Here is a 20,974-nt window from a genome sequence, read left to right as displayed (position 1 = left end):
TGTCGTCGATTCATTCGGTGGACGCGCGAGGCGATTGGCCGATGCGAAACCAATGACGGTAATCGCGCGACTGTCCACCGAACCGCACCACGCGGATGGTCACGTCGTAGATCACACCCGGCTGCAAGCGCGGCACCCGGAATTGCAGGCTGTTGGGCACCCCGAAGCCTTCGTGGTCCTCGCTCAGGTTGCGCACCTGCAGCTGGCGTCCATCGCGCTCGCGGATCTCCACCTGCGCATCGGCGTAGTCGACATCGCGATTGGCGAACTTGCGCTTGCGGTCCGGCAAGGCGGTAAACGACAACAACGTATCGTCGGCGTAGTACCGGCCCGGGTACTCGCCGATCGGCCAGGCGACGAAATCCTCGCGCGTTCGCGCGACGACACCGACCGTCGGAACCAAGCGCAGCGCGGCACCGCTACTGAACGCAGCGCCATTGCGGCCGGCCACCATGCCGAAGGCGACGCGTTGCAGAAACGGATCCAGCAGCCAGCGCCGGTGCCCCAGTCCACCGGCGCTGACGTTGTTGGCGTCGGTCAGCCACTCGATCACGATCTCATCGGCGCTGGAAAAACGCAGCAGCGGCGAGCTGACCCCGCCATAGATCAGGCTGCGGCGCGCGCCCTTGGCCGCGCTGTCGGAATAGCAGCGCCAGTCCGGCGTCGGCGTATGGCTGAGGCGGCCGTTGGCGGCAATCACCAAGGCCGCCTGGGTGGCCTCGGGCTCGGCCGCCGGGTCGTCGTCGACCGCGTCGAGACCGTGCAGCCGACGGATGTCGTTGATCAGCGCCAGCACGCGTTGTCGCTGCGCCGGCTGCAACTCGCCGGCCCGGCAGCCGGCGATCGCTGGCGGGGTGCGATACAGCGCCGCCGCCTGCGCGGCGAAATCGGCATCCTGCGCGGTGGCGGGCAGCGCGGCGGGCAGGATCGCGAAGGCGAGACGAGCGAAGATCGGGCGCATGGCAGGCCGGAACAGCGCGGGGAGCTCTACCATAAAGTGCAGCTCGCGCCATGTCGGGCGTCTCTGCCGCGCAGATAGCCCGCCATTCAGTCCACGCTGGCGTGGGCCTGGCAACCCACTTTCCAGCGCGGCGGGCCTGCCCGCGGCCCTGGCGGCGTAGAATGCTGGCCCCACCATCACCGCTGCCGCCCTTGCCCATGTCGGATTCCGCCCTGCTCGCCCTGTCCCCGCTCGACGGCCGCTACGCTTCCAAGGTGGATGCGCTGCGCCCGATCTTCTCCGAATACGGCCTGATCAAGGCGCGGGTCAAGGTCGAAATCGAATGGCTGCTGGCACTGGCCGCCGAGCCGGGCATCGCCGAACTGGCGCCGTTCTCACCGGCTGCCGCGCAGCGCCTGCGCGCCCTGGCCGACGATTTCAGCGTGGCGCATGCCGCGCGGGTCAAGGAGATCGAGCGCACCACCAACCATGACGTCAAGGCGGTGGAGTACTTCATCAAGGAGCAGCTCAAGGACGACGCCGAGCTGGGTCCGGCGCTGGAATTCGTGCACTTTGCCTGCACCAGCGAAGACATCAACAACCTCAGCTACGGCCTGATGCTGGAGCAGGCCCGCCGCGAGGTGCTGCTGCCCAGCCTGGACGGCATTACCGCCGCGTTGCGCACCCTCGCCCACGCCCAGGCCGCCCAGCCGATGCTCTCGCGCACCCACGGCCAGACCGCCTCGCCCACTACGCTGGGCAAGGAAATCGCCAATGTGGTCGCGCGCCTGGAGCGCCAGCGCAAGCAGATCGCCGCGGTCGAACTGACCGGCAAGATCAACGGTGCGGTCGGCAACTACAACGCGCACCTGGTGTCGTACCCGGACCTGGACTGGGCGGCGTTCGCACAGCGTTTCGTCGAAAGCCTGGGCCTGGTGTTCAACCCCTACACCACCCAGATCGAGCCGCACGACAACGTGGCCGAGATCGGCGATGCCAGCCGCCGCGCCAACACCATCCTGATCGACCTGGCGCGCGACATCTGGGGCTATATCTCGCTGGGCTACTTCAAGCAGAAGCTGAAAGAGGGCGAAGTCGGCTCCTCGACCATGCCGCACAAGGTCAACCCCATCGACTTCGAAAATGCCGAAGGCAATTTCGGCATCGCCAACGCGCTGTTCGAGCACTTTTCCGCCAAGTTGCCGATCAGCCGCTGGCAGCGCGACCTCACCGATTCCACCGTGCTACGGGCACTCGGCACCGCGTTCGGCCACACCCAGGTCGCGCTGGATTCGCTGGCCAAGGGCCTGGGCAAGCTCACCGTCAACCCCGAGCGCCTGGATGCCGACCTGGATGCGGCCTGGGAAGTGCTGGCCGAAGCCGTACAGACGGTCATGCGCCGCCACGGCCTGCCGAACCCCTACGAACAACTCAAGGCGCTGACCCGCGGCCAGGGCATCACCGCCGCCTCGATGCAGGCCTTCGTGGAAAGCCTGCAACTGCCGGAAGACGACAAGCAACGCCTGCGCGCACTCACTCCGGGCGCCTATACCGGCCTGGCCGAGCAGCTGGCGCGCGCGATCTGAGCTGACCGAACCGCACGCGGTGCAGGACTTGCGAAGCGGGCCACGTCATCGGACCTCATCGGCGAATCTGCATCGGCATCACCACATGCCGATGCAGCACGATCAAGGCCAGTGATGACGAGGCCAAGACGCCCGGGGCGGGACGCGTCGCCCCCCGCACGCGGACGGGCGGCCGGCGAGGGCCTGCACATGGTGACCGAACCGGACTGCTATCGTGCCGGCCTCACTTTCAGGAGATCGGCGATGCGCGTCACTCATACGGCACTGACCCTGTTGACGCTGGGAAGCGTCCTCGCACTGAGCGGATGCGGCGGCGATGGCCCCGCCGCGCAGGCCCCGTCGGCGGTATCTAACACGCTGACCGATCCGGCCAGCGGCGCAGACTGTGCCGGCAAGGATGTCCGGCTGACCCGCAATGACAGCGAATGGATCCTGCACGGCGAGTGCGGCACGGTCACCATCACCGCCTCGCGTGGCGCGATGAATCTGGACACCGCGCGCAGCATTCGCCTGGAGGGAAGCAACTTCACGGTGCTCAACCAGCAACTTGGCCAGCTCAGCGTGAGCGGTCACGACAACACGCTCAATCTCACCGATGTCGATCGCGTGGATATCCAGGGCAACAAGAATCTTGTGCTCGCGCGTGCCGTGAAACAGGTGCGGTTTTCGGGCAACGACAACACCGTCAACCCATCCAGCAAGCCTGTACTGGACGACCGTGGCAGCGGCAACAAGGTGATGTGATGCGCGCTGGTGCGCTATCGGCGCACGCGGCGATCGGCGTGCGCCGATAGCGCCACCATGCCGCTCGCAAGGCCATCGACATGAAGAAGCGATCGGAAATGCCGACCAGCCCTGCAGCGGCGAACGCGAGCCGGCACGCTGCGCGCCGCACAGGTGGACATCCGGCGCGGGCAGTCGACAATAGGCCATTGGCGCCGGCCGATGCCGCGCACCACACTCTCTTCTACATCGTGTAAGGACCCCACATGGCCGTACGTAAAGCGACCCCACTTGCCATCGAAGTCCAGGCCCGTCCGGGACAGCCGCTGGGCATGCCGGTCGAGCGTTTCCTGCGCAATTACTGGCACAAGCACCCGCTGTTGATCCGCAATGCGTTCGCGGATTTCGCCTCGCCGCTGCAGCCGGAAGACCTGGCCGGGCTGGCCTGCGAAGACGGCGTGCTGGCGCGCCTGATCAGCCACGACCGCGCCACCGACGGCTGGGACGTGCGCACCGGCCCGTTCCAGGAAACCGATTTCCCCGGCCTGCCCGACCATGACTGGACCTTGCTGGTGCAGGACGTGGACAAATGGGACGCCGACGTGCGTGCCCTGCTGGAGCACTTCCGCTTCCTGCCGCGCTGGCGCATCGACGACATCATGATCAGCTTCGCCGCCACCGGTGGTTCGGTGGGCGCGCACGTCGACCATTACGACGTGTTCCTGCTGCAGGGCCAGGGCCACCGCCGCTGGCAGATCGATGCGCGCACCGTCCAGGGCCGCAAGGCCACGCCGCTGGCGTTCCGCGACGATGTCGAGCTCAAGCTGCTGCGCGAGTTCAAGCCCACCCACGATTGGGTGCTGGGCCCGGGCGACATGCTCTACCTGCCGCCGCTGATCCCGCACCACGGCGTGGCCGAAGACGCCTGCCTGACCTTCTCCATCGGCACCCGCGCACCATCCTCGGCCGAGCTGATCGGCGATTACCTGGACACCTTGATTGCCGATGCCGACGAGGCCGTGCGCTATCACGACCAAGACCTCAAGGTGCCGGCCGACCCCTACGAGATCGACGTCACCGCGATGAACCGCGTGGTCGCTGCGCTCAATGCGCTGCGCATGAACGACCCCGACCGTCTGGGCGACTGGTTCGGCCGCTTCATGACCACCTACCGCGCCTCCGGCGACGTGGTGCCGGCGCCCGAGCCGATCCCGCGCGAAGCGGTCGAGCAGGCGCTGGAAGAAGGCGTGCTGCTGCACCGCCACCCGTGGTCGCGACTGGCCTGGCGGCGCGCCAAGCGCGGTGCCACGCTGTTCTGCAGCGGCCTGGAGTTTGCGCTGTCGGCCAAGGATGCGTCCCGGCTGGCGGCAGCCGAAGAGATCGACGGCACCTTGTACGCGCAGTTGTCCCCGCGTGGCCGCGAGGTGGTGCTGGAGCTGCTGGCACAGGGCCACTACCAGCGCGCCCACGAAGATGCCGAGGACGACATCGCAGACGACGACCACGCGCATGCCCTGAGCGTGTCGGCCGACCACGACGACCAAGGCGACCAAGACGCCGAGGACGACGCGCCGGAGGCGGACGGGGACATCGATACCGACGCCGATGTCGAACAGGTTGCCGACGCTGCCGACACCCCTGCAGAGGCGCTGGAGGCCGATGTCGAACCCGGCGACGCCGCCGAAGCCGAGCAGGACGTCGACAGCGCGATCGCCGACGAGACCGATTCCGACGACAGCGACGACGCCACCAAGCCTGCATGAGCGCGCACGCCAGACCGCAGATCGTCACGCTGGATCCGGCCGCCGACGCCGCGGCGCTGCGTGCGCTGCGGCCGGCCTGTGCCACCGACACCGCGGGCGACACCAGCGGTGTCGAGTGGGATGCACTGGACCCACTCAGCCTGCATCTGGCAGCGCGCACCGACGACGGCCAGTTGATCGCCTCGGTGCGGCTCACCGCCGACCGCCGTCTCGACCGGCTCGGCGTTCTGCCCGACTGGCGCCGCCGTGGCGTGGCGGACCAACTGCTCGCTGCCGCGGTCGACGCGGCACGGCAGCACGGCTGGCCCGGCCTGCACGCATGTCCCACCCCAGCTGCGGAAGCGGTCTTCGCGCGCCTGGGCTTTCTGCCCGACGCGCCCCACCTTTCACCCGAGCGCATCGGCCAGGCCCGCGATGCGCCCGGCACCGTCGTGCACCGTCGCCTCGACGGCCCGATGGCAGTGGACACCTTCACCGCAGCCCTGGCCGCCACCACCGGGCTGCTGTGCACCGCGCGCCGCCAGGTGCTCATCTACACCCGCGCCCTGGACCCGCCCCTGTTCGACAACGCGGCGGTGCTGGATGCGCTGCGCCGTTTCGCCACCGCCCGCCACGACAAGCGCGTACATGTCCTGGTGCAGGACACCGCCAGCGCCGCGGCCAGCAGCAGCGCGATGCTGCGCCTGGCACAGCGCCTGCCCAGCGTGTTCCGGTTCCGCGCGGTCAGCGACCCGGTCGATGCAAGTTTTGCATCGGCCTATGTCGTCGGCGACGACGCCTACTACTTTCGTCCAACAGGTCATCGCTTCGATGATGGCGAAACCTGGCTGTCGGGCGCAGCGCGCAGCCGCCAGTTGGAGCGCGAATTCGCGCAGATATGGGAGCGCAGCGCGCTCTGGAACGAGCCGCGCGCGCTCGGCATCTGACCCCAAAGCGCCCCTTGCACGTAGGCGCGCGCGCAATTGGTCTACCCCGCCGGTCAGCTTGCAGACGCCCCCTCACTAGCGCAAGGGGGTATAATTTTTCGAGATTTGAGACCGACCGATGGGGCATCTCGCCCTGCCGCTTCCGCACAATCATCCCCACAGCAGACCCGACTTACCATCGTGGATAATCTCCTAAAGCAGTTCGCGCAGTCATCGCAGCTCGCCGGCGGCAACGCCGCCTATATCGAGGATCTGTACGAGCAGTACCTCGTCGCCCCGGACAGTGTCGATCCGAAGTGGAAGAGCTACTTCGATGGTTTCGAAGGTCGCGGTGCCGGTGACGTCCCGCATTCGGCGGCCATCGCCCACATCCTCACCGCTTCCAAGCAGGCTGCAAACGCCGGCACCGGCGCAGGCGCCAGTGACGAGCGCGAGCGCAATGTCGGCCGTCTGATCACCGCCTACCGCGCCCGTGGCCACCTCGGCGCACAGCTCGACCCGCTGGGCCTGGTCCCGCCGGTCAACCCGCCCGACCTGGACCTGCCGTTCCACAGCCTGTCCCAGGCCGATCTGGACAGCGAATTCAGCACCGGCGGCGTCGGTGGCCAGCCGCGGATGAAGCTGAAGGATCTGCTGACGCGCCTGAAGGCGACGTACGCCAGCAGCATCGGCGCCGAGTTCATGCACATCCAGGAGTTCGACCAGCGCCAGTGGATCTACAAGCGCCTGGAAGACGCCGGCGGCAAGATTGCCGGCGATGCGGCCAGCCGCAAGCGCACCCTGGAGCGGCTCACCGCTGCCGAAGGCCTGGAGCGCTACCTGCACACCAAGTACGTCGGTCAGAAGCGTTTCTCGCTGGAAGGCGGCGATTCGCTGATCCCGATGATGGACGAGATCATTCGCCAGTCCGGCAACGATCAGGTCAAGGACATCGTGATCGGCATGGCCCACCGCGGCCGCCTCAACGTGCTGGTCAATACGCTGGGCAAGAATCCGCGCAAGCTGTTCGACGAATTCGAAGGCAAGTTCGAGCATGCCCATGACGACCGCGCGCACACCGGCGACGTCAAGTACCACATGGGCTTCTCGGCCGACATTGCCGTTGGCACGGACAAGCAGGTGCACCTGGCGCTGGCCTTCAACCCCTCGCACCTGGAAATCGTCGACCCGGTCGTGGTCGGCAGCGTGCGTTCGCGCCAGGAGCGTTTCGGCGATGCCGAGCGCAAGAGCGTGTTGCCGATCCTGATCCACGGCGATGCCGCATTCGCCGGCCAGGGCGTGGTGATGGAGCTGTTCCAGATGTCGCAGGCGCGCGGTTTCGCGGTCGGCGGCACCGTGCACATCGTGGTCAACAACCAGATCGGCTTCACCACCAGCACCCGCGACGACGCCCGTTCCACGCTGTACTGCACCGACGTGGCCAAGATGATCGGCGCGCCGGTCTTCCACGTGAACGGCGACGACCCGGACGCGGTGATGTTCGTGTCCAAGCTGGCCTACGAGTTCCGCCAGCAGTTCAAGAAGGACGTGGTCATCGATCTGGTGTGCTACCGCCGTTGGGGCCATAACGAAGCCGACGAACCGGCAGCGACCCAGCCGGTGATGTACCAGACCATCCGCAAGCACAAGACCACCCGCGAGCTGTATGCCGCCAAGCTGGAAAGCGAAGGCGTGCTGAGCGCCGACGAGGCCAAGGCACTGGTGGACGGCTACCGCAACAAGCTGGATTCGGGCGAATACACCACCGAACTGGCCAAGCGCAAGCCGGACGAATTCGCCATCGATTGGTCCAAGTACCTGGTCGGAACCGCTGCCGATCCGGTGGACACGCGCGTCAAGCGCGACCAGCTGGACCGTCTGGCCAAGCTGATCACCACCATCCCGGAAGGCGTCGAACTGCACGCCCGCGTGGCGAAGATCTACGAAGATCGCGTCAAGATGGCTGCCGGCGATCAGCCCGGCGACTGGGGCTTTGCCGAAAACCTGGCCTACGCCACGCTGCTGGCCGAAGGCCACAAGCTGCGTCTGGTTGGCCAGGACGCCGGCCGCGGCACGTTCTTCCACCGTCACGCGATCCTGCATGACCAGAAGACCGACGACTACTATCTGCCGCTGCGCCAGCTGGTGCAGAACCCGGAAGACGCCACCGTCATCGACTCGTTGCTGAGCGAAGAAGCGGTGATGGGCTTCGAATACGGCTACTCCACCACCGACCCGAATGCACTGTGCATCTGGGAAGCGCAGTTCGGCGACTTCGCCAACGGCGCGCAGGTGGTGATCGACCAGTTCATCGCCGCCGGCGAAGCCAAGTGGGGCCGCATCGCGGGCCTCTCGCTGTTCCTGCCGCACGGCTACGAAGGCCAGGGCCCGGAACACAGCTCCGCACGTCTGGAGCGCTTCCTGCAGCTGTGCGCGCTGGAGAACATGCTGGTCTGCGTGCCGACCACGCCGGCGCAGTGCTTCCACATGATCCGCCGCCAGATGCGCATGACCACCCGAAAGCCGCTGGTGGTGATGACGCCCAAGTCGTTGCTGCGCCACAAGCTGGCGGTGTCAAGCCTGGAAGAACTGGCCGACGGTCAGTTCCAGCATCTGATCCCGGACGCCAAGGCCGACGCGGCCAAGGTCAAGCGCGTGGTGCTGTGCTCGGGCAAGGTCTATTACGACCTGCTCGAAGACCAGACCAAGCGCGGCCAGGACGACGTTGCCATCGTGCGCATCGAACAGCTGTATCCGTTCCCGCGCGCGCAGCTGGCGGCCGAGCTCAAGGCCTACGGCAACGCCACCGATGTGGTGTGGTGCCAGGAAGAGCCGCAGAACCAGGGTGCGTGGTACCAGATCCGCCACCACCTCAACTTCTGCCTGGCCGGCGGTCAGAGCCTGCATTACGCCGGCCGTGCCCGTTCGCCCTCGCCTGCCGCCGGCCACATGGCCGACCACATCATCGAGCAGCAGAAGCTGGTCGCCGATGCGCTGCTCAACCCGTTCAACGACCAAGTCGCTGAATAACTCCTCTTCCCCAAAGAACGAAAACCCTAGGACGCTCCCCGAATGGCCACCGAAGTCAAAGTTCCGGTACTGCCCGAATCCGTTTCCGACGCCACCATCGCCAGCTGGCACAAGAAGGCCGGCGAAGCGGTCAAGCGCGACGAGAATCTGGTCGACCTGGAAACCGACAAGGTCGTGTTGGAAGTTCCTTCGCCGGTCGACGGCGTACTGAAGGAAATCAAGTTCGACACCGGCAGCACGGTCACCAGCAACCAGATTCTGGCGATCATCGAAGAAGGCGCCGTGGCTGCCGCTGCACCGGCTGAAGCCAAGAAGGCCGATGCACCGGCGCCTGCCGCTGCTGCGCCGGCCGCCGCTCCGGCACCGGCTGCCGCCGCCGCGCCTGCTGCTGCGTCCAAGTCGGCTGCCGATGCGCTGCCGCCGGGTGCGCGTTTCTCCGCAATCACCCAGGGCGTGGACCCGTCGCAGGTCGAAGGCACCGGCCGTCGTGGCGCGGTCACCAAGGAAGACATCGTCAACTTCGCCAAGGCCGGCGGCGTCGGCAAGGCCTCGGGCGCCCGTCCGGAAGAGCGCGTGCCGATGACCCGCGTGCGCAAGACCATTGCCAAGCGCCTGATGGAGTCCAAGAACTCCACCGCGATGCTGACCACCTTCAACGAGGTCAACCTCGCCAAGGTGTCGGCCGCACGCAAGGAACTGCAGGACGAGTTCCAGAAGGCACACGGCATCAAGCTCGGTTTCATGAGCTTCTTCGTCAAGGCCGCCGCCAACGCGCTGCAGCGCTTCCCGCTGGTCAACGCCTCGATCGACGGCGACGACATCATCTATCACGGCTACAGCGACATCTCGATCGCGGTGTCGACCGACAAGGGCCTGGTCACGCCGGTGCTGCGTAACGTCGAGCGCCAGTCGTTCGCCGATGTCGAGCAAGGCATTGCCGACTACGCCGCCAAGGCGCGCGCCGGCAAGCTGGGCCTGGACGACCTGCAGGGTGGCACCTTCACCATCACCAACGGCGGCACCTTCGGCTCGCTGCTGTCCACGCCGATCATCAACCCGCCGCAGAGCGCCATCCTGGGCATGCACGCGATCAAGGAACGTCCGATCGCCGAGAACGGCCAGGTCGTGATCGCGCCGATGATGTACCTGGCGCTGTCCTATGACCACCGCATCATCGACGGCAAGGATTCGGTGCAGTTCCTGGTCGACATCAAGAATCAGCTGGAAAACCCGGGCCGGATGCTGTTCGGTCTGTGATGAAAGCCGGGATTGGTGATTCGGGATTCGGGATGGCGAAAGCATCCCGGTCTCGAGCATCCTGCGTTTTGCGAATCCCCAATCCCCAATTCCTAATCTCGTGAGCGAAGAATGAGCGAACAAGAACAATTCGACGTCGTCGTCATCGGTGCCGGTCCGGCCGGTTATCACGCCGCCATCCGTGCGGCGCAGCTGGGCATGAAGGTCGCCTGCATCGACGCGGCATTGGGCAAGGACGGCAAGCCGGCGCTGGGCGGCACCTGCCTGCGCGTGGGCTGCATTCCGTCCAAGGCGCTGCTGGATTCCTCGCGCCAGTTCTGGAACATGGGTCACCTGTTCGGCGACCACGGCATCAGCTTCAACGACGCCAAGATGGACGTGCCCACCATGATCGGCCGCAAGGACAAGATCGTGAAGCAGTTCACCGGCGGCATCGCGATGCTGTTCAAGGCCAACAAGATCACCCCGTACTACGGCTTCGGCCAGTTGCAGCCGGGCAACATCGTCAAGGTGACCCAGCACGAAGGCGGCGAGATCGAACTCAAGGGCACCAACGTGATCCTGGCGGCCGGCTCGGAATCGATCGAACTGCCGTTCGCCAAGTTCGACGGCGACACCATCGTCGACAACGTCGGCGGCCTGGATTTCACCGCCGTTCCCAAGCGTCTGGCGGTCATCGGCGCCGGCGTGATCGGTCTGGAGCTGGGCAGCGTGTGGAAGCGCCTGGGCGCCGAGGTCACCATCCTCGAGGCGCTGCCGGACTTCCTGGCGCTGGCCGATGCCGAGGTTGCCAAGACCGCGCTGAAGGAATTCAAGAAGCAGGGTCTGGACATCAAGCTGGGCGCCAAGGTCAGCAAGACGGAGATCACCGGCAGTGGCGATGCCAAGCAGGTGGTGCTCAGCTACACCGACGCGGCCGGCGAGCAGACCCTGACCGTGGACAAGCTGCTGGTGGCCGTGGGCCGCAAGGCCGCCACCAAGAACCTGCTGGCCGAAGGCACGGGCGTCAAGGTCACCGACCGTGGCCAGATCGAGGTCGATGGGCATTGCCACACCGGCGTGGATGGCGTGTGGGCGATCGGTGACTGCGTGCGCGGCCCGATGCTGGCGCACAAGGGCTTCGAGGAAGGCATCGCGGTCGCCGAGCTGATTGCTGGCCTGCCGGGTCACGTCAACTTCGACACCATTCCGTGGGTCATCTACACCGAGCCGGAAATTGCCTGGGTCGGCAAGACCGAGCAGCAGCTGAAGGCCGAGGGCGTCGCCTACAAGGCCGGTAGCTTCCCGTTCGCAGCGATCGGTCGCGCGGTGGCCATGGGCGAGCCAGCCGGCTTCGTCAAGGTCATCGCCGATGCCGAAACCGACCGCGTGCTGGGCATGCACCTGGTGGGCGTGGGCGTGTCCGAGCTGGTGCACGAAGGCGTGCTGACCATGGAGTTCAACGGTTCGGCCGACGACCTGGCGCGCATCTGCCACGCGCACCCGACGCTGTCCGAAGCGATCCACGATGCCGCCATGGCGGTGAGCAAGCGCGCGATTCATAAGGCTAACTGAGGCCGGGATTTGGGATTCGGGAGTTGGGATTCGCAACTGCGGTTCCCGCCTCTGACTATTCTCAGCCATGACATAACGCCGGGTAGATTCCGGCGTTAAGTTTTTCAGGCCCAGTCAGAACAGTCGTGCAACGTGCATTCCACGGCTTTCCAGATGACATCGACGCGGCGCGCCCCCGCTTTTACGAATCCCTACTCCCCAATCCCGAATCCCATGAAAAGCATCTGCGTCTACTGCGGCTCCAATGCCGGCAACAAACCCGCCTATGCCGAGCGCGCCATTGCGTTGGGCGATCGCATCGCCAAGCAGGGCTTGCGCCTGGTGTATGGCGGCGGCAACGTTGGCTTGATGGGCACCGTGGCCAATGCGGTGCTGGCGGCCGGCGGTGAAGTGACCGGGGTGATTCCGCAGCAGCTGGCCGATTGGGAAGTGGCGCACCGCGGGTTGACCACGCTGGAAATCGTCGGCTCCATGCATGAGCGCAAGATGCGCATGTTCGAGCTGTCGGATGCGTTCGTGGCCCTGCCCGGCGGCTTCGGTACCATGGAAGAGATCTTCGAAATGCTGACCTGGCGCCAGCTCGGCATCGGCAACAAGCCGTGCGCGTTTCTGGACATCGAAGGGTTTTACGCACCGCTGATTGGCATGATCGACCGCATGGTCAAAGAGCGCTTCCTGCACCCGGACCAACGCGCCGACCTGTGGTACGGCGCCGATATCGAGCAGATGCTCGAATGGATGCAGCATTACACCCCGGCGCAGGCGTCGAAGTGGATCGACGAGAAGCGTCGTTCCACGCTGGTGTAATAGAAGGCAGCCAAGACAAACAGCGTCTCACTGCGCGTCGGCTGGATTGCAGAGCGCGGCTCCCTGGTCGCCTGGCACACGATGACGGTGTGTACGTAGCCGCTGCCGCGGCGTCGGCACGCACGATGCCACTGCCGGCGCGTCGCCCGCCGTCACTGCCACACTGCGCAGGTGCTGCAGCACGACGGCACGCGCACGGCGCCGTGTTGCCAGCTTGCAACGGCAGTCACGATGGCTGCAGCGATCGGTAGCACCGCCTCGCATAGAATGGCGGCGATGCTCGATACCCTCGCCGCTGATGCGCACCACAGTCTGGACATCAAGCACAGTCGCTTTGTGGCCCACGCTGCCGCATTGGATGCTCCCGCGCATGCGTTGGAGGTCGTGCAGCGCGTGGCAGTGCCGGACGCGACGCACAACTGCTGGGCCTATCGGTTCGGGCAGGACTACCGCTCCAGCGACGACGGCGAGCCAAGCGGCACCGCCGGCCGGCCGATCCTGGCCGCCATCGATGGCCAGGGCTTCGATCGGGTGGTGGTCGTGGTCACGCGCTGGTATGGCGGCATCAAGCTCGGTGCTGGCGGGCTGGTGCGCGCCTACGGCGGTACCGCGGCCGAGTGCCTGCGGCTGGCAACGCGACAGCCATTGATCGCGTTGTCGCTGGTGCAGGTGCAATGCCGGTTCGACGATCTGGGCCTGGTGCACGCAGCACTGGCGGCCTTCCATGCCGACAAACTGGACGAACACTTCGATGCCGAAGGTGCAGCGTTGCGCGTGCAACTGCCTGCAGATCAGCTCGCCGGCTTGAAAACCCGCCTGTGCGACGCCACTCGCAATCGTGTCCATCTCTCAACCCCGGAAGCCGCATGACCGAGCCAGCCGCTGCACGTCCCAACCCGTTGCGGAAGCTGGGCAGCCTGCGCACCTTGTGGCCATTCGTCCGACGTCAGCGCGGCCTGTTCGCCGCCTGGCTGGTCGCGCTGTCGATTTCCGCTGCCGCCACACTGAGCCTGCCCGCAGCGGTCAAGCGCATGATCGACCAGGGCTTCTCCGGCGACTCGCAGATCAACCAGGCGTTCTCGCTGCTGTTCGCAGTTTCGGTCGTGCTGGCGTTGGCAACTGCGGCGCGCTTCTATTTCGTCGCACTGCTGGGCGAGAAAGTGGTCGCCGACCTGCGCGGCCGGCTGTACGCGCACCTGATCGGACTGGACGCCGGGTTCCATGACCGCAGCCGCAGCGGCGAACTGGTGTCGCGCCTGTCGGCCGACAGCGAATTGCTGCGGGGGCTGATCGGCACCACCATGTCGGTGGCCTTGCGCAGTTCGGTCACGGTGATCGGCAGCATGGTCATGCTGTTCGTCACCAGCCCGCGGCTGGCCGGCTTCACCTTGATCGGCATCCCGCTGGCGGTGCTGCCGATCGTGCTGGGCGCACGCCGCCTGCAGAAGATTTCGCGCGCAAGCCAGGACCGCGTGGCCGACGCCAATACGCTGGCGGCCGAAACCCTGGGCGCGGTGCGCACCGTGCAGGCACACGCGCGCGAGCGTTACGAAAGCCAACGTTTCAGCACTGCGCTGTTTGCCGCCATCGATACCGCCAAGCTGCGCATCCGCACCCAGGCCACCGTGACCGCGGTGGCGATCATGCTGATCTTCGGTGCGATCGTCGCGGTGTTGTGGCTTGGCGCGCACGATGTGATCGCTGGCCGCATGACGCCGGGCACGCTCGGCCAATTCGTGTTGTACGCGCTGATCGGCGGCGGGTCGGTCGGGGCGCTGGCCGAGGTCTGGAACGAGTTGCAGCGTGCCGCCGGCGGCATGGGCCGGGTGAGCGAATTGCTCGACGAACAACCGGCGATCGTGGCGCCGGCCACGCCGCAGGCCTTGCCGCAGCCGCTGCGCGGCGCGATCCATTTCGACCGGGTGGTCTTCCATTACCCGCAACGCCCGGACGCGCCGGCGCTGGATGGGTTCGACCTGCATGTCAGCCCCGGCGAAACCGTGGCGCTGGTGGGCCCGTCCGGAGCGGGCAAGAGCACGGTGCTGTCGATGCTGCTGCGTTTCCACGACCCGGTCAGCGGCAAGGTGCGCATCGACGACATCGACCTGCGCGACGTCGACCCGGTCCTGCTGCGCGAACACATCGCGCTGGTACCGCAGCAACCCACATTGTTTGCCGCCAGCGCCGCCGACAACATCCGCTACGGGCGCCTGCAGGCCAGCGACGCCGAGGTGGAAGCGGCGGCCGCCGCCGCCGAAGCCGATGGCTTCATCCGCGCCCTGCCCCAGGGCTACGCCAGCGAACTGGGCGAGCGCGGCACGCGCCTGTCCGGCGGCCAGCAGCAACGCGTGGCCATTGCGCGTGCGCTGCTCAAGGATGCGCCGATCCTGCTGCTGGACGAAGCCACCAGCGCGCTCGATGCGCAAAGCGAGCGCGCCGTGCAGCAGGCGCTGGAGCGGCTGATGGAAGGCCGCACCACACTGGTGATCGCGCACCGCCTGGCCACCGTGCTCAAGGCCGACCGCATCGTGGTGATGGATGCCGGGCGCATCGTCGCGCAGGGTACGCATGCACAGTTGATCGCCGAAGGTGGGCTGTATGCGGAGCTGGCGCGGCTGCAGTTCATCGACCAATGAGCGCCGCCAGGCGCCGTCGTTCCAGCGATGGCACCTGGCGCAACCAGCGAAACGACTGCGCCCACCGCGATGCGGGCGCGGCCGGTGCTCGGAATCGGCATGCGCCGCTCGTACACTGCGGTTACCACGGCTCCTCCGCCCTCGCCGGACGCGCTGCCGCTCCACTCGCTAGCCGTACCTCGCCCGTCTTGTCTCACCGGCCACGCCGGCCGTGCGGTCCCACGCAATCCGATGTGACCCCATGCCCCGCCCCAGAACCACCCTTCGCCAGCTGAGCTATTTCGTCGCGCTGGCCGATACCGGCAGCTTTACCCGTGCCGCCGAGCAGATGGGCGTCTCGCAGCCATCGTTGTCGCAGCAGATCCGCGCATTGGAAGCGATCATCGGTGCGCCGCTGTTCGAGCGCGGCGCGCAGGCGATCCTGACCCCGCTCGGTCGCGAGCTGCTCGACCGCGCACGCAGCATCCTGCTCGATGTCACCGATCTGGAAGAGGTCCGCGCCACCGCCGCCGATACCTTGATCGGCACCATTCGCCTTGGCGTCTCGCCCACGCTCGGCGCCTATCTGATGCCCAGCCTGGTGGCACGTCTGCATCGCGAGCATCCGGCCCTGCGCGTGCACGTGCGCGAAGGCCTGCCAACCGCACTCGCCGCCGACCTGAGCAGCGGCACGCACGATCTGGTCCTCGCGCAACTGCCGGTGGCCGGCCGCGGCCTGCACAGCGAGCGGCTGTTTCGCGAACTGCTGCATGTGACCATGGCGGCCGATCATCCGCTGCGCACCAAGGCCTGCATCACCCCGGCCGATCTGCGCGGTGCCAACTTGCTGACCTTGATGCCGGAATACCGATTGGCAGAACAGGTTGCCGCGATCGCCATGGACGTGGGCGCCAATGTCTTGCGCGATTACGAAGGCACCAGCCTGGACGCGATCCGCCAGATGGCCGGCATGGGCATGGGTCTTGCCTTGCTCCCGGACCTGTACGTGCGCCAGGAAATCCGCGAAGGCGACGATGTGGTGGTGCGGCCGGTCAAAGGCGGGCGCTACTATAGGGAGATCGGTCTGCTCTGGCGCCAGGGTGCCGGTCGCGCACCGGCCTTCGGTTTGATCGCCAATCTGTTGCGCGCGGTGGCTGCATAGGAAAATCCTATGCGGCACATAAGCGCGATGGCCTTGTTTGCGGGCCGGCAACTCGTCAATGCTTCACTGAACTCATCAACGGATATCGAATGGCGGCCAAGCGGATTGGATGGCGGGAAGCGGCGAGCTGGCTGACGGAAGTTGTCGGCCCGGACATGCCGTATGTGCGCCTGACCCTGGTGTACGGCGTTGCGATCAGCCTGCTGTCGCTGGCCACGCCGATCTCGGTGCAGTTGCTGATCAACAGCGTTGCCAACACCGCGCTGCCCACGCCGCTGTGGACCTTGTCCGGCCTGCTGCTGGGCCTGCTGCTGCTGGTGGCGGCACTGAGCGCGATGCGGGTGTGGGTGATGGCGCTGTTCGAACGTCGCCTGTTCGCACGCGTGGTGGCGGAAATCACCGTGCGCGCGGTACATGCGCAGAATCCGTTCTTCGCCGACCAGAACCGCGGCGATGTATTCAACCGCTACTTCGATCTGGTGGTGGTGCAAAAGGCAGTGCCCAGCCTGGCGGTCGGTGCGTTCACCATCGTGCTGCAGTCGGCGGTCGGCTTGATCGTCACCAGCTTCTATCACCCGTTTTTCCTCGGCTTCAACGCGCTGCTGCTGCTGACCATCTTCTCGATCTGGATGATCTGGTCGCGCGGTTCGATCCGCTCGGCGGTCGAACTGAGCCAGGCCAAGCACAACGCCGCGCATTGGCTGGAAAGCGTCGGCGGCTCCAACGGGTTCTATAAATCCAGCCGCCATCTCAACTTCGCCATGGATCGCTCGGAAAAGGTGACCGCCGACTATGTCGACCGGCATCGGCGCCATTTCCGCTACACCTTCACCCAGACGCTGGCATTCCTGCTCACCTATGCAGTGGCCAGCGCGGCGCTGCTGGCGCTGGGCGGCAGCCTGATCCTGCGCGGCGAGCTGTCGATCGGCCAGCTGGTGGCAGCCGAACTGATCCTGAGCGCAGTGTTCTACGGCATTACACAGCTGGGCAGCTACCTGGACACCTTCTACGACCTGGTGGCCAGCGCTGAGGAGTTGTCGTTGCTGTACGCCATCCCCCAGGAACGCCCGGTGCTTGCCGCCGGCGAGGCGCCGCGCAACAGCGGGGTACGCCTGGATGGGGTGGTGATCGAGGGCGCGCGTTTCGATTTCGCGCTGGAAGCCGGCGAGCAGCTGGTCACGCTGGCCGATGGCGGCGCCGAGCGCCTGCTGGCCATGGTGCTCAAGCGCCACGTCGTTCCCGACCGCGGGCTGGTGATGGTGGGTGGTGCGGACATGGCCACGTTCGATATGTACCTGCTGCGTTCGGAAGTCACCGTGCTCGACCGCCCGACCATCGTGGAGGTCACCATTCGCGAATACCTGGCAATGGCCTCGGCCGACGTGACGTCCGAAGCGATGCTGCAAGCCATCGATACGGTGGGCCTGCGCGCGCGCATCGCCGCGTTGCCGCAAGGCCTGGACACCCGGCTTGCCGCCTCCGGGTTCCCGCTGTGGATTGGCGAGGTCATGGCGCTGAAGCTGGCCAATGCACTGTTGGTGCGCCCGCGCGTGCTGATGCTGTCGCAGCTGTACGACCTGATCCCGGCCGAGCGCCTGACCCAGGTCCTGCGACGCTTGAAGGATGCAGGAACCACGGTGCTGCTGTGCACCGGGCGGCCGGAGGACATCACCCTGGATGGCTGGTTCCGGCTGGAGCCGGAGCGCCAGCAACGCTACGCCACACGCGCCGAGTTGATCGCATCCACGCAGGAGGTGCCGCATGCCGCACGCCCCTGATCGCATGGCGCATTTCCCGACCCTGGCGGCAATGCGTCCGCCCAGCATCGCCAAGGCGGTCGCCTGGATGCTGTTGATCGGCATCGGCATCGCCGCGGCGATCCTGGCACTGGCGCCGTGGGTGCAGACCGCCAGTGGCAAAGGCCAGGTCGTGTCGCTGGATCCCAGCGACCGTCAGCAACCGGTCACCGCCTTCGTGCCGGGCCGCGTCGAGCGCTGGTACGTGCATGACGGCCAGCATGTTTCCAAGGGCGACCCGATCGCGCGTGTCGGCGATCTGGACCCGGACCTGCTCACCCGCCTGGCCAGCGAGCGCGCGCAGGCGCAGGCGGAAATCGCCGCCATCCAGCAGTCGCGTGCAGTGGCCAGCATCGACGTGGCGCGTAGCAGACAATTGCTGGCCGAAGGCCTGGCCGGACGCCGCGACTACGAGCTGACCCAGATCAAGGTGGCCGAAGCCGACGCCAAGCTGGCCGAATCGCGCGCCAAGCTGACCCGCATCGACATCCAGCTGAATCGCCAGTCTGCACAGCTGGTGCGCGCCCCGCGCGACGGCCGCGTGCAGCAGCTCAATGCCGCCAGCGGCAGCGCCATGGTCTCGCCGGGCACCGTGCTGGCGGTGATCGCGCCGGAACGGGTGGAACGCGCGGTCGAGCTGTATATCGACGGCCGCGACGTGCCGCTGATCCGCCCCGGCCGCCCGGTGCGGCTGGAATTCGAAGGCTGGCCGGCGATCCAGTTCAGCGGTTGGCCGTCGGTGGCGCACGGCATGTTCGACGGCCGGGTGCGCGCCATCGACCCCAACGCCGCGCCCGATGGGCTGTTCCGCATCCTGGTGGAGCCGATGCCGGGCAAGCCGGCATGGCCGGCGCAGGAATTCGCCCGCCAGGGCGGCAAGGTGCGCGGCTGGGTGCAGGGCGAAACGGTCAAGGTCGGCTACGAACTGTGGCGCCAGCTCAACAACTTCCCCTTGGAATTCGGACGGCGCCCGGCTGCGGCCACGCAGGAAGAGAGCAAGGCCAAGCCGGCCGCACCCAAGTCCGAAGACGAAGCGACGGGTAAGAAATGATCGGCCGTCTTGTCGTCCTGTTGATCGCACTCAGCCCCGGTGCGGCATTCGCCCAGGCCGCTGCGCTGACGCTGGATGAGGTGCTGCAGTCCTCGGCACGCTCGGCACCGCAGATCGTCGAAGCGCTGGCGAAGGTGCGCCAGGCCGAAGGCAAGGGCATCTCGGCCGATGGCGCCTTCGACACGGTGTTCGACATCGAAGGCCGCTCGCGCGAGGCCGGCTATTACGACGGCAGTACGATCGAAACCGGGGTCAAGCGGCCGTTCGAAGAGAACGGCGGCTATTACTACGGTGGCTACCGCTCCTCGCGTGGCTCCTTCCCGATCTACGAGGACAAGTCCTATACCGATCGCGGCGGCGAAGTGAAGGTCGGCGCGCTATACGCGCTGCTGCGCGACCGCGTGATCGACGAACGCCGCACCAAGCGCAGTATCGCCAGCACCGATATCGATGTGGCCAAGTACGAAGCGGAAATGGTGGCCATCGGCGTGCAGCGGCGCGCCGTGGATGCCTACCAGAACTGGGTCGCCGCCGGGCTGAAGTTGCGCGCCTACAACGAGCTGCTGCAACTGGCCGAGCAACGGCGCAATGCGATTTCGCGCCAGGTCACGCTCGGTGCGCGACCCACCATCCTGCTGACCGAAAACGACCAGAATCTGGTGCGTCGTCGCGCCTTGGTGGTGCGCGCGGAACAGGACTTCGCCAATGCGGCCAACGCCTTGTCGCTGTATTTGCGCGACGACGCCGGCATGCCGCTGATCGTGTCCGCCGAACGCCTGCCAGCCGACACCTCGGCGCTGGAAGGACTGGCCGGCGCCAGCAAAATCACCGCGCCGGTGGAGCGCCCGGATTACCGCGCCGTGCTGACCCGCATCGACCAGGCCACCGCACGGCTGATGCTGGCCCAGAACGATCTCAAACCACGCCTGGATGTCAGCGTGGAAGTCAGCAAGGATCTGGGCCCGCCCGGCGTCGGCGGCCCGAACCGGTCGCTGACCGACGCCATCATCGGCTTCCGTTTCAGCGTGCCACTGGAAAACCGCGCCGCCAGGGGCCGCGTGGCCGAAGCGCGTGCCGAGATCGAAGCGCTGGATCAGCGCAGCCGTTTTCTACGCGACCAGATTTCGATCGAGGTCGAATCGATCGTCATCTCGCTCAATGCCGCCGAGCGGCTGGCCAAGATCGCCGATGAGGAACGCGGCCTGGCAGACCGCCTGGCCGCGGCCGAGCGGCGGCGCTTCGAGCTGGGCTCGGGTGACTTTTTCCTGGTCAACCAGCGCGAGGAAACCGCCAACGACGCGCGCGTACGCCTGATCGATGCGCAGGCGCGCATCGCCTCTGCGCGTGCCGAACTGGCGGCGGCCACCGCCGACCGGGATGCCTTGCAGTTGAGTCGTTGACCGCTCGGCTGCGCGCCGGGCAGGCGGTGATGCCGGGCAATCGCGCGGTTGTGCGAGTGACTTGGCGATGCCGCAGCAGCATCCCTGGATTCAAGCAAAGCCTACGCAGCGCACGCACGTACGCAACCGTCACGCAGGTGGCTGGCTGATGACGCCCAGCGACGCTTCAGCGCGCTTGGCGCGTGGTCGAACCCGAGGTTGCAGCTGCCTGCCCCATCACTCCCAGGCAGCCGTCCATGCCACGCACGCGTACTCAGCCGCTTGTCGGCGTGGCCAAACACTGTCGCCACCGCGCCTGACGAGCTCAACCAGCAGGGCTCGCACACCTCACCGCATATCGACATCTGGGTAACACCTGCATGCGCATGCTCGCCATACCGGCTCG

Annotated in this window: 15 protein-coding genes; 14 read left to right on the top strand and 1 reads right to left on the bottom strand. The window is 66.6% G+C overall.

Annotation, left to right across the window (positions count from 1 at the left end; all coding sequences use genetic code 11):
• Positions 1–10 precede the first annotated feature (10 nt).
• Entirely contained in the window at positions 11–994 is a 984-nt protein-coding gene (locus ACCQ16_RS07540; protein ID WP_372380243.1) for a CAP domain-containing protein, read from the bottom strand.
• Positions 995–1,158: 164 nt separating this feature from the next.
• Here ACCQ16_RS07540 and purB point away from each other — a divergent pair, with 164 nt between their 5' ends.
• The 14 genes from purB to ACCQ16_RS07470 all read left to right on the top strand — a co-directional run bounded on the left by purB (position 1,159) and on the right by ACCQ16_RS07470 (position 20,589).
• Positions 1,159–2,526, top strand: a complete 1,368-nt coding sequence (gene purB, locus ACCQ16_RS07535) for an adenylosuccinate lyase (RefSeq protein WP_127165897.1) — start codon at positions 1,159–1,161, stop codon at positions 2,524–2,526.
• A gap of 243 nt (positions 2,527–2,769) precedes the next feature.
• The gene (locus ACCQ16_RS07530) at positions 2,770–3,270 is read left to right on the top strand and encodes a DUF3060 domain-containing protein (protein ID WP_011346970.1); all 501 of its coding nucleotides are present in this window, start codon (positions 2,770–2,772) and stop codon (positions 3,268–3,270) included.
• A 245-nt stretch (positions 3,271–3,515) separates the two neighbouring features.
• A complete protein-coding gene (locus ACCQ16_RS07525) occupies positions 3,516–5,012 on the top strand; it encodes a JmjC domain-containing protein (RefSeq protein ID WP_029819105.1) in 1,497 nt (498 codons plus the stop codon).
• Positions 5,009–5,938 (top strand): GNAT family N-acetyltransferase, encoded by a 930-nt coding sequence (locus ACCQ16_RS07520; RefSeq protein WP_029819104.1) that lies wholly within the window; start codon positions 5,009–5,011, stop codon positions 5,936–5,938. Before ACCQ16_RS07525 ends, ACCQ16_RS07520 begins: the two co-directional genes overlap by 4 nt.
• Before the next feature lie 180 nt (positions 5,939–6,118).
• Positions 6,119–8,947, top strand: a complete 2,829-nt coding sequence (locus ACCQ16_RS07515) for a 2-oxoglutarate dehydrogenase E1 component (RefSeq protein ID WP_008571999.1) — start codon at positions 6,119–6,121, stop codon at positions 8,945–8,947.
• Between the two features lie 42 nt (positions 8,948–8,989).
• Complete coding sequence (gene sucB, locus ACCQ16_RS07510; protein ID WP_029819101.1) at positions 8,990–10,204, top strand: dihydrolipoyllysine-residue succinyltransferase; 1,215 nt, start codon at positions 8,990–8,992, stop codon at positions 10,202–10,204.
• A 111-nt stretch (positions 10,205–10,315) separates the two neighbouring features.
• Entirely contained in the window at positions 10,316–11,758 is a 1,443-nt protein-coding gene (lpdA, locus tag ACCQ16_RS07505; protein WP_014089806.1) for a dihydrolipoyl dehydrogenase, read from the top strand.
• 213 nt (positions 11,759–11,971) lie between these two features.
• Positions 11,972–12,565 carry an LOG family protein gene (locus tag ACCQ16_RS07500; protein ID WP_277572888.1) on the top strand — a complete coding sequence of 198 codons (594 nt, stop codon included), beginning with the start codon at positions 11,972–11,974 and terminating at the stop codon, positions 12,563–12,565.
• Positions 12,566–12,832: 267 nt separating this feature from the next.
• Positions 12,833–13,435: an IMPACT family protein gene (locus ACCQ16_RS07495; protein ID WP_277569812.1), complete on the top strand. Its 603-nt coding sequence runs from the start codon at positions 12,833–12,835 to the stop codon at positions 13,433–13,435.
• Positions 13,432–15,201 (top strand): ABC transporter transmembrane domain-containing protein, encoded by a 1,770-nt coding sequence (locus tag ACCQ16_RS07490; protein ID WP_057681583.1) that lies wholly within the window; start codon positions 13,432–13,434, stop codon positions 15,199–15,201. Before ACCQ16_RS07495 ends, ACCQ16_RS07490 begins: the two co-directional genes overlap by 4 nt.
• Positions 15,202–15,442: 241 nt before the next feature.
• Positions 15,443–16,342: a hydrogen peroxide-inducible genes activator gene (locus ACCQ16_RS07485; protein WP_011346962.1), complete on the top strand. Its 900-nt coding sequence runs from the start codon at positions 15,443–15,445 to the stop codon at positions 16,340–16,342.
• 89 nt (positions 16,343–16,431) lie between these two features.
• Positions 16,432–18,120 (top strand): ABC transporter transmembrane domain-containing protein, encoded by a 1,689-nt coding sequence (locus ACCQ16_RS07480; protein WP_372380242.1) that lies wholly within the window; start codon positions 16,432–16,434, stop codon positions 18,118–18,120.
• Entirely contained in the window at positions 18,104–19,189 is a 1,086-nt protein-coding gene (locus ACCQ16_RS07475; RefSeq protein WP_011346960.1) for an efflux RND transporter periplasmic adaptor subunit, read from the top strand. Before ACCQ16_RS07480 ends, ACCQ16_RS07475 begins: the two co-directional genes overlap by 17 nt.
• On the top strand, positions 19,186–20,589 hold the full coding sequence (locus tag ACCQ16_RS07470; RefSeq protein WP_031421946.1) for a TolC family protein: 1,404 nt from the start codon (positions 19,186–19,188) through the stop codon (positions 20,587–20,589). The genes ACCQ16_RS07475 and ACCQ16_RS07470 overlap by 4 nt, the downstream gene beginning before the upstream one ends.
• The last annotated feature ends 385 nt before the right edge of the window (positions 20,590–20,974 follow it).

This window comes from Xanthomonas sp. NCPPB 1062, from assembly GCF_041481705.2.
Classification (GTDB): domain Bacteria; phylum Pseudomonadota; class Gammaproteobacteria; order Xanthomonadales; family Xanthomonadaceae; genus Xanthomonas; species Xanthomonas euvesicatoria.
Note: the sequence above shows the minus strand (reverse complement) of the source record. Positions and strands in the feature narration are given on the sequence as shown.

Excerpts from the sequence above, each read along its gene's own strand:
- ACCQ16_RS07470 (WP_031421946.1), top strand. The coding sequence starts at position 19,186 with ATGATCGGCCGTCTTGTCGTCCTGTTGATCGCACTCAGCCCCGGTGCG.
- lpdA (WP_014089806.1), top strand. The coding sequence starts at position 10,316 with ATGAGCGAACAAGAACAATTCGACGTCGTCGTCATCGGTGCCGGTCCG.
- ACCQ16_RS07520 (WP_029819104.1), top strand. The coding sequence starts at position 5,009 with ATGAGCGCGCACGCCAGACCGCAGATCGTCACGCTGGATCCGGCCGCC.
- ACCQ16_RS07500 (WP_277572888.1), top strand. The coding sequence starts at position 11,972 with ATGAAAAGCATCTGCGTCTACTGCGGCTCCAATGCCGGCAACAAACCC.
- ACCQ16_RS07475 (WP_011346960.1), top strand. The coding sequence starts at position 18,104 with ATGCCGCACGCCCCTGATCGCATGGCGCATTTCCCGACCCTGGCGGCA.
- ACCQ16_RS07495 (WP_277569812.1), top strand. The coding sequence starts at position 12,833 with ATGGCGGCGATGCTCGATACCCTCGCCGCTGATGCGCACCACAGTCTG.
- ACCQ16_RS07485 (WP_011346962.1), top strand. The coding sequence starts at position 15,443 with ATGCCCCGCCCCAGAACCACCCTTCGCCAGCTGAGCTATTTCGTCGCG.
- ACCQ16_RS07530 (WP_011346970.1), top strand. The coding sequence starts at position 2,770 with ATGCGCGTCACTCATACGGCACTGACCCTGTTGACGCTGGGAAGCGTC.
- ACCQ16_RS07540 (WP_372380243.1), bottom strand. The coding sequence starts at position 994 with ATGGTAGAGCTCCCCGCGCTGTTCCGGCCTGCCATGCGCCCGATCTTC.
- ACCQ16_RS07490 (WP_057681583.1), top strand. The coding sequence starts at position 13,432 with ATGACCGAGCCAGCCGCTGCACGTCCCAACCCGTTGCGGAAGCTGGGC.
- sucB (WP_029819101.1), top strand. The coding sequence starts at position 8,990 with ATGGCCACCGAAGTCAAAGTTCCGGTACTGCCCGAATCCGTTTCCGAC.
- ACCQ16_RS07525 (WP_029819105.1), top strand. The coding sequence starts at position 3,516 with ATGGCCGTACGTAAAGCGACCCCACTTGCCATCGAAGTCCAGGCCCGT.
- purB (WP_127165897.1), top strand. The coding sequence starts at position 1,159 with ATGTCGGATTCCGCCCTGCTCGCCCTGTCCCCGCTCGACGGCCGCTAC.
- ACCQ16_RS07480 (WP_372380242.1), top strand. The coding sequence starts at position 16,432 with ATGGCGGCCAAGCGGATTGGATGGCGGGAAGCGGCGAGCTGGCTGACG.